Here is an 8,251-nt window from a genome sequence, read left to right as displayed (position 1 = left end):
CTGGACCCGACCGGCAAGGGCCGCAAGCGTTGGATCACCCGCTGGAAGGCTGCCCTGAACGCCTTCGCCATCACCTTCGAAGGCCGCCTGACCCCACTCACCCGCTAATCAAGCAAAATCGAGATACACCACTGACTGGACACACCTGCTCCGTCCGTTTCGTTCCGCAACGGACGGAGAGCTGGGAGGAGCCCCGATGACGAAAGGGAAGGCCGTGCTCATCGGCGAGCAGCCCGCGGATGTCCAGGAACACCCGGCGGCCCTGGTTGTCGAACTGGTGGGTGCTGACGCGGTCGACCGCGACCCGGACTCTCCGAGACTAACGGCACCGTCGGATATTGCAACTGTCTGAATACCTCGCCGTGTGGGGCCTTGCGTGGCCTGGAGCTGGTTGTCGTGGTGGTCAGGTGTTGCTGATCCGCAGGGCGGTGGTGAGGGCTCTGAATTCGGTGATGCGGAGGACTCGCGCGGCCAAGGCGTAGAGGGCGGCTCCGATCACGGCCGCGGCGCAGACGGTGATGAGCGAGCCGGTCCAGTCCGTCCCGGCTGTGGTGCCGAGGATGCGGTTGATAGTAGATGCGGCGAGGCCCGCGACGATCGCGGCGGCGAGTATCCGGGTGTGGGTACTGAGCAAGCGGTGTCCATCGACTCTGCCAATCCGGCGGCGCAGCAGCTGGGCCGTGAGGAGGAGCCCGGCGGTGTAGGCGATGGCGGAGCAGGCCGCGAGGGCGATAATCAGGTTCGGGCCGGGCGCGAATTGTGCGGCGGCCAGGCAGGTGGCGATGGTGACGGCGGAGACGCCGACGCTCAGGAGTGCGGGTGTCGCCGAGGGCGTAGAAGACTCGCGACATGATCTGGTAGCCGGCGAAGGGGACGAGCGCGAGGCCGTAGGCGGCGAGCACCGAGCCGGTGAGATGGGTGGCGGCGGGTGAGGCGTTGCCGTGGGCGAACAGCACGGTGGTCAGTTGCGGGCCGAGCACGATGAGCGCTGCGGCGATGGGGACCAGGACCACGCCGGTGAGTCGTAGGCTCTGGGATAGCTCGGCGGTGACCTGGGCGAGGTCACGGTTGGCCGCTGCCCGGCTCATTCTGGGCAGGACCGCGGTGATGACGGTGACGGCGATCACGGCGTAGGGCAGTTGGAACAGCGTGTAGGCGTTGGAGTAAACGCTGACGGCGCCTGGGCCGGCCTGCGAGGCGATCCGGGTGATCACCACGAATACGGCCTGGGCGGCGGCCACGGATGTGATGGTCCATCCGGCCAGGGCGACGATGCGCCGGACGCCGATGCCTCGCGGGTCGGCGCGCAACCGTAGCCGGAATCCGGTCCGCCGGCTGACCAATGCGAGCACGATCATCTGGGCGGCGACTCCGGCGCTGGTGCCGATCGACAACAACAGCAGCTGAACGTGAGTCAGTGACTCCAGCTTCCCGGTGCCGCCGATCAGCAGGAAGATCGAGGCGGTGGCGATGACGACGAGGTTGTTGGCCACCGGGGCCCACATGGGCGCGATGAAGTGGCTGCGTGCGTTGAGGATCGCGGCCAAGGTCGCGCTCACGCCGTAGAACAGGATCTGGGGCATGAAGTACCGGGTGAGGACGACTGCCAACTGCCGCTGGTCAGGGCTGAACCCGGGAACGTAGAGGTCCACGATGAACGGCGCGGCGATGATCGTCACGATCACCACGGCTCCAAGGCCATAGACCACCAACGACAGCAGCCGCTGGGCGAACAGGTCGTCGTCGATGTCACCGTTAGCGGCCGTACGAACCAGCAGGGGAACGAGCACGCTCGCGAGCGCGCCGCCGAAGACGAGCTCATAGATGGTGTTGGGGGTGACGCTCGCTGCGGTGTAGGCGTCCAGCAACTGAGTTCCCAGCCCGAGGGCGGCCACCAGCGCCAACGTGCGCACGAAGCCGGTGACCCTCGAGACGATAGTGGCGGTCGCCATCGCCCGGCCCGTCCGGATACGGGTCCAGCCGAGATATCGGGAAAACCGGCCATGAGTCGATCTTGACGCCAGTTTCCCCAGGCAGACGTACGGTCAGCGGTCAACCGTGATCAGCTTGAGGGCGTCTTCCTTGTCCTTGTCGGACGGCAAGCTGTACCGCCGGGTGGTCTCCAGACGGGCATGGCCAAGGATCTCGGCAACCAGGACCAGGTCGGCCTTGCCGCGGACCAGCGTGGTGGCGAGCGTGTGGCGCAGGACGTGCGCCGTGGTGGGATCATCCAGCCCAGCGTTCTGAGCGATCTCGGCGATGATGCCGCCGGCGGCGCGGGCGCTCAGCCGTCCGCCCTTGGCGTTGAGAAATAGGGCACGGTTGTCGTCGGCGCGGGGCCAGTTGGGGCGCTCATCGAGCCAGAGCTGCAGCTCGGTGCGGAGTTTGGGGTGGATGTCGACCTCGCGGAACTTGCTGCCTTTGCCGTACAGGCGCAGCCTGCCCTTGCGGGCCGACATCTGGATGTCGTCGACGTCGAGGCGGACGACCTCGCTGATGCGGGCGCCGGCGTAGTACGGGATCAGCGCGATGCACCGGCCCCGGGGCGACAGATGCGCCTCCACGGCGCGCAGCCAGCGGATGCGGGCGCGCTCCTCCAGGGCGCGGGGCGCGTTCTTGGGCAGGTCTTCGCGGGCGATGTCGGCCTTGCCCAGGCCCCGGCGGGTGTAGAAGTCGTCCAGGGCGGTGAGGGCGGAGTTGACGTAGACGCGGCTGCGCCGGGCGGGGCCGTCGCGCAGCAGCCACATCCGGTAGTCGCGCACGGCCCAGTCCCGCGCCTGCCGATCGGAGAGAGGGTCGGCGGTGTAGGTGGCGGCGTGGTCGGCCAGCCAGGCCAGGTACATCCGCACGCGGGAGCGGTAGGTGCGCCGGGTCTCGGCCGTCAGTGGCGCGCGCTCCAGCGCGGCGGCGTACTCGTCGAGGATGACGTCATATGCGGGCGGCAGCCTGGTCGGTCGGGCGCCCGGACGGGGCTTCGTAATCTCGGAAGCGGATCCGGGCTTCTGGAGAGATCCGGGTTGCGTAATCTCGGAAGTCACATCTGGGAGTGTACTTCCGAGATGACGTCAATCTCGGAAGTACGGTGCATTCGTCCGGCGATTGATGCGATGGTCAGGCTCGCAGTCCGGGAATGATCATGTGGTGCAGAATTATGGGCTGTGGAAGGCGACTTCAGGGTTGCCCTGGGTGGGGGCGTCTAGCAGGGGTTGTGCCCTGCCTTTGAGGTGCTGGTCGAAGAAGGCGGTGACGTAGGCGCGGGTGATCGCTATTCCGCGTTCGGCGGCGATGGTGCCGGAAGCCGACAGGTCGGCCTTGCTCTCCGCGATGGACAGGTCGGTGAAGCTGTCGTGGACGGCTTGGGCGACGGTGAGCCAGCGCTTCCAGCCGTTCAGGACCGGCCAGGTGCCGTCCCAGGTGTGGTCCTTGCCAGGGCTGTGGTCGGACTGGCTGCCCACGAGCAGAAAAGGGCGGTCGCCGAGGCCGGTGGCGGGGAGGGTGGCGTTGATGGTGCCGTCGAGGTTGATGCCCGCCTTGACCCGCCGGTCGGCCAGCATGGTGGCGGAGGCGGCGTCGCCGCCGAGTGAATGGCCGGCCATGCCGATGCGCTTGGGGTCGATCAGGCCAGCGTGTTTCCAGGCGGGGCGGCGGCCGGTCAGCTGGTCGAGGACGAAGGAGACGTCCTTGGCGCGGTTCTTGGTGATGGTGGCCTTGCCACCCTCGGGGGGTCTGGGCTGGTCGCACAGGGGCGCGCAGGTGAGCAGGCCTGCGCCGGGGAAGGTGGTGCCGGAGGATTCGTAGGCATGGTCGATCGACGCGACGACGTACCCGCGGCTGGCCAGGTCCTCGGCGAGGGCGGTGAGGCTGGCCCGGGGCAGGCCGAGGCCGGGCGAGAGCACCACCAGTGGATGGCGGCCCACCTCGGGACGGGCGCCGGTGCGCGCGTAGGTCCGGGTGCCGCTGATGGCCTCCGCCGTCAGGCCGGTGCCAGGTGCCTTGCGCTGGATCAGGGACGCGGCCTCTTCCTTGGTCATGTACGGGGCGGGATCGCCGGTGGCGGAGCGGGCGGGGTAGTACAGGGAGAGCATGAGCCTGCGAGGGCCGGATTCGGGGACCCAGGGGTCCTTGCGGCTGGTGTCGACCAGGGACAGGATGTCGCGGCCGACCGGGTCGGCCCCGGTGGGACGGGGCAGCTGCAGATGGAGATCGGTGGTGGCCGACGCGTTCGTGGTGGCGCAGGCCATGGGGGCGCAGGCCGTGGTCAGGGCGAGGCAGGCCGCCAGGGCGACGGCCTGCAGGCGCGGGGTCTTCATCGGTTCCTTCCGGCAGGTGCTCAGACGTCGCGGCGGCGCACGACGAGCAGGGTCAGGACGGCGGCGGCCAGCGGCCACAGCGCGAAGACGGCCCAGGAGCCGGCCACCGTGGGTAGGGCAGGGTCGTCGCGGAGCTGGGGCAGGCCCAGGCAGGTACGCCAGACGTAAAAGGGGATCAGGGCGTACAGGTCGTTGAGCCACTGGTGGACGGTCGGCTGCAGAAATGTGGGCACGATGACCAGCACGCCGCAGACCGTAACGACGGCCGCCGCGGTGTGCCGCAGCAGCGCGCCGATCCCCATCCCGACCAGCGCTGAGACCGGCGCGAGCAGCGCGTTGGCGGCCAGCACGCGCACCACGGCGGAGTCGCCCAGCGAGACGGCGACGCCGCACCCGGACAGGATGGCCTGGCTGACGCCGAAGGTGGCCGCCGAGATCAGCGCACCGGTCGCGAGCATGACGGCGCCGACGACGGCCAGCTTGGCGGCCACGACGCGGTGACGGGCCGGGACGGCGGTCAGGGTCGTGCGGATGAGGCCGGTGGCGTACTCGCCCACAATGGTGAGCGCGCCCACGGTTCCCGCACCGATCATGAGCATGGTGGCGGACAGGCCGCTGAACACCTCCGACAGGGAGTTGAACCTGGCCCTCTCCATCGGGGTGAAGTCGGGCCAGCCGTTGCGGGCGTCCAGGCTGCTCTGCACGGCGAACGCGATGATGGCCAGGATGCCGAGGCCGAACAGCCAGCGGGTGGAGCGCAGCGACCAAAGTTTGATCCATTCGGCGGCGAGCAGGTCGTGGAAGCGGGCAGAGGTCATCGCGGGTCACCCTCTGGTACGGCGCTGCGGTGCTCGGAGCGGTCGGCGGTCAGCTCCATGAAGGCCTGCTCCAGCGAGGCGGCGCGCGGGGCGAGCTCGTACAGCAGGATGCGCCGCTCGTAGGCGAGTTCGCCGATGCGGGCGGCGCTCAGCCCGGTGACGGTCAGGCATGCGCCTTCGTCCTGCCGTACGTGGGCTCCTGCGTGGGCGAGGACGGTGGCGAGTTCGGCGGGGTCGGGCGTGCGTACGGTGACCGACGCGCCGGTGCCGCGGGCGGCGAACGCGGTCAGGCTCTCAGCGGCGATCAGTTCGCCGCGGCCGATGACGATGAGCCGGTCGGCGGTGTGCTCCATCTCGCTCATCAGGTGGCTGGAGACCAGCACGGTGCGTCCTTCGCCGGCCAGGCGCCGGAACAGGCCGCGTACCCAGCGCACCCCTTCGGGGTCCAGCCCGTTGACGGGCTCGTCGAACAGCAGCACCGGCGCGTCTCCGAGCAGGGCGGCGGCGATGCCGAGCCGCTGGCGCATGCCCAGGGAGAACCCGGCCACCCGGCGGCGGGCCACGCTCTCCAGCCCCACCTCCCGCAGCACCTCACCCACCCGGCAGCGCGGCAGGCCGTTGCTGCGGGCCAGCGCGGATAGGTGCGCCGCGGCGCTGCGCCCGCCGTGCACGTCGCCGGCGTCCAGCAGCGCTCCGGCGTGCCGCAGGCCGGCCCGGTGCCGGGCGAACGGGCGGCCGTCGATGGTGGCGGTGCCGCTGGTGGGCCGGTTCAGCCCGAGGATCATCCGCATCGTGGTGCTCTTGCCGGCGCCGTTCGGGCCGAGGAACCCGGTGACGCAGCCCGGCCGCACGGTGAAGGTCAGGCCGTTCACGGCCGTCACCTCGCCGTAGCGCTTGGTCAGTTGGTTGACTTCGATCACCCGCCCAACGGTGTCGCAGACCGGGCAGGCGTGACATCTGGCTGCGGGCCGGTTCCGGGCGGGCAGGGGTGGCCTGCGGGCATAGGCCGGCAGGCCGATGCCCGCAGCGGAAACCGATGACTACGATCGACCGGGTGCGCGATGAAATGCCCAGGCCACCCTTGACCCAGCGGCTGCCGCATGGTGTGCGGACGGCGCTCACCTGGTGTGCCGTCGTGGCCTCCCTGCCGCTGCTGTACGCCGTGACGCTGGCCGATGACGAGAGTCTGCTGCCCGTGGGTGCGATGCACGCGGGTTTCGCCGCCGCGATGGCGTTTCCTCTGGTGGGGGCCCGGCGGCGGCCGTGCGCGGTGCTGGCGGTGCTGCTGGCCGAACTGCTCGTGGCCGTGGCGTTGGCGCAGCCCGCGGAGCGGGTCTGGCCGCTGATGCCGGTGGCCGATCTCCTGGTCTGTTTCATCACGGCCACCCGGTCACGCCGTACCGGCCTGGCCGCGGCGGCCACCACGTTGATCGTCCAGGAGGCGGCCTGGCACGTGGCCCTGCTGACTCAGGGGTTGCGCGTCTTCGCGTCAGGCTTCCTCGCGCTGTCGGGCCTGCTCGGCCTGGGCGTCGTGGTCGCCTGGACGGCGGGCACGGCGCTCCGGCAACGACGCGAGTACGGCCGGGCGCTGCGTGCGCAGGCCGAGCTTCAGGCGGTCACGGCCGACAGGCTACGCATCGCGCGCGAGCTGCACGACATGGTCGCGCACAGCATCGGCGTCATCGCCATCCAGGCCGGCGCGGGCGCGCGGGTGATCGACAGCCGGCCGGAACAGGCGCGGGACGCGCTCGCCGCGATCGAGGCCGCCGGCCGGCAGACCCTGCAGGGACTGCGGCACATGCTCGGCGTGCTCCGCGAGCCCCCCACCGCATCGGAGCCGGAAGCGGCGCCCTTGTCGGGGCTGGCAGACCTCGACCGGCTCGCCGAGACGACCACGGCCGCCGGCGTCCGCGTGGACGTGCGCCGCCAGGGGAAGCCACGCGGGCTGCCCCCCGCGGTGGACCGGTGCGCCTTCCGCATCGTCCAGGAGTCGGTGACCAACGTCGTCCGCCACGCCGACGCCCGCCACTGCCAGGTCGTCCTCGACTACGCGCCCGACGAACTACGCGTCGACATCACCGACGACGGACGCGGCACCGCCACCACTGCGGCCTCACCCGGCAGCGGGTACGGGATCGCCGGCATGCGCGAGAGAGCCGCTCTGCTGGACGGCCGTCTCAGCGCCGGACCACGCCCAGAGGGTGGTTTCCGCGTCACCGCCACCCTCCCGCTACCAAGTCCGCCCTCAGCGCGGGGGCGTGCCCAGACCGCTCACGTGGAGGCACGTTGACCATCCGCGTCGTGCTCGCCGACGACCAGCCGCTGATCCGCGCCGGTCTGCGCATGGTCATCGACGGCACTCCCGACGTCGTTGTCGCCGGGGAGGCCGGGACGGGAACCCAGGCGATCCAGCTCACCCGGCAGCTACGTCCCGACGTGGTCGTGATGGACATCCGGATGCCCGGCATGGACGGCATCGAGGCCACCCAGACCATCACCACCGAATCGCCGGCCACCCGCGTGATCATGCTCACGACGTTCGACGATGACAGCAACGTCTACGCCTCGCTGCGGGCCGGGGCGAGCGGGTTCCTGGTCAAGGACATGGCGCTGGAGGACATTCTGTCCGCCGTCCACGTGGTCGCCGCCGGCGACGCCCTGATCGCACCCAGCGTCACCCGCCGCCTCATCGCCGAGTTCGCCGAACGCCCCGAACCTCGCCCGCGGCCACGCGAGTTGGCTGGCGTCACCGCGCGAGAACGCGAGGTGCTGACCCTGGCCGGGCGCGGCCTGTCCAACGCCGAGATCGCCGCCCACCTGCACATCAGCCCCGGCACCGCCAAAGCCCACATCGCCAGCCTGCTCACCAAACTCGGCGCCCGCGACCGCATCCAGCTCGTCATCGCCGCCTACGACGCCGGCCTGGTATCCCCGCTCCATGACGATCGATAACGAGAAGCGCGCCGGCCCAGCCCCGTCAACCACTGTCTGACAACTTGGCGGCTACCCCCCGGCAACGGCGCCTCTCAGAGGATGTTCTGTGACGGTATGGGCTTTTGGTCCCTGCAGTTGAGTAGGGATTTTCGTGAAATAGGTTGACGTTCAGTGTGAGTGCGCTCAACT

Annotated in this window: 7 protein-coding genes; 2 read left to right on the top strand and 5 right to left on the bottom strand. The window is 70.1% G+C overall.

Annotated features, from left to right (window positions below):
* Window positions 1-218 precede the first annotated feature (218 nt).
* The 5 genes from murJ to ACWD0F_RS51245 form a co-directional block, all read right to left on the bottom strand.
* Window positions 219-1,952, bottom strand: a complete 1,734-nt coding sequence (gene murJ, locus ACWD0F_RS51265) for a murein biosynthesis integral membrane protein MurJ (protein WP_449890328.1) — start codon at window positions 1,950-1,952, stop codon at window positions 219-221.
* A gap of 93 nt (window positions 1,953-2,045) precedes the next feature.
* Window positions 2,046-3,038, bottom strand: a complete 993-nt coding sequence (locus ACWD0F_RS51260; protein WP_449890327.1) for a tyrosine-type recombinase/integrase — start codon at window positions 3,036-3,038, stop codon at window positions 2,046-2,048.
* 111 nt (window positions 3,039-3,149) lie between these two features.
* The gene (locus tag ACWD0F_RS51255; RefSeq protein ID WP_449890326.1) at window positions 3,150-4,310 is read right to left on the bottom strand and encodes an alpha/beta hydrolase family protein; all 1,161 of its coding nucleotides are present in this window, start codon (window positions 4,308-4,310) and stop codon (window positions 3,150-3,152) included.
* A gap of 20 nt (window positions 4,311-4,330) precedes the next feature.
* Window positions 4,331-5,128, bottom strand: coding sequence for a hypothetical protein (locus tag ACWD0F_RS51250; protein ID WP_449890325.1), 798 nt, complete (start codon window positions 5,126-5,128; stop codon window positions 4,331-4,333).
* Window positions 5,125-6,048: an ABC transporter ATP-binding protein gene (locus ACWD0F_RS51245; protein WP_449890324.1), complete on the bottom strand. Its 924-nt coding sequence runs from the start codon at window positions 6,046-6,048 to the stop codon at window positions 5,125-5,127. The genes ACWD0F_RS51250 and ACWD0F_RS51245 overlap by 4 nt, the downstream gene beginning before the upstream one ends.
* Before the next feature lie 134 nt (window positions 6,049-6,182).
* Here ACWD0F_RS51245 and ACWD0F_RS51240 point away from each other — a divergent pair, with 134 nt between their 5' ends.
* Window positions 6,183-7,418, top strand: coding sequence for a sensor histidine kinase (locus ACWD0F_RS51240; protein WP_449890322.1), 1,236 nt, complete (start codon window positions 6,183-6,185; stop codon window positions 7,416-7,418).
* Window positions 7,415-8,080: a response regulator gene (locus ACWD0F_RS51235; protein ID WP_449890320.1), complete on the top strand. Its 666-nt coding sequence runs from the start codon at window positions 7,415-7,417 to the stop codon at window positions 8,078-8,080. The genes ACWD0F_RS51240 and ACWD0F_RS51235 overlap by 4 nt, the downstream gene beginning before the upstream one ends.
* Window positions 8,081-8,251 lie beyond the last annotated feature (171 nt).

It is taken from the genome of Nonomuraea sp. NPDC002799 (genome assembly GCF_053592075.1).
The sequence above is the reverse complement of the archived record's forward strand: the minus strand, read 5'-3'. Positions and strand labels throughout refer to the sequence as shown.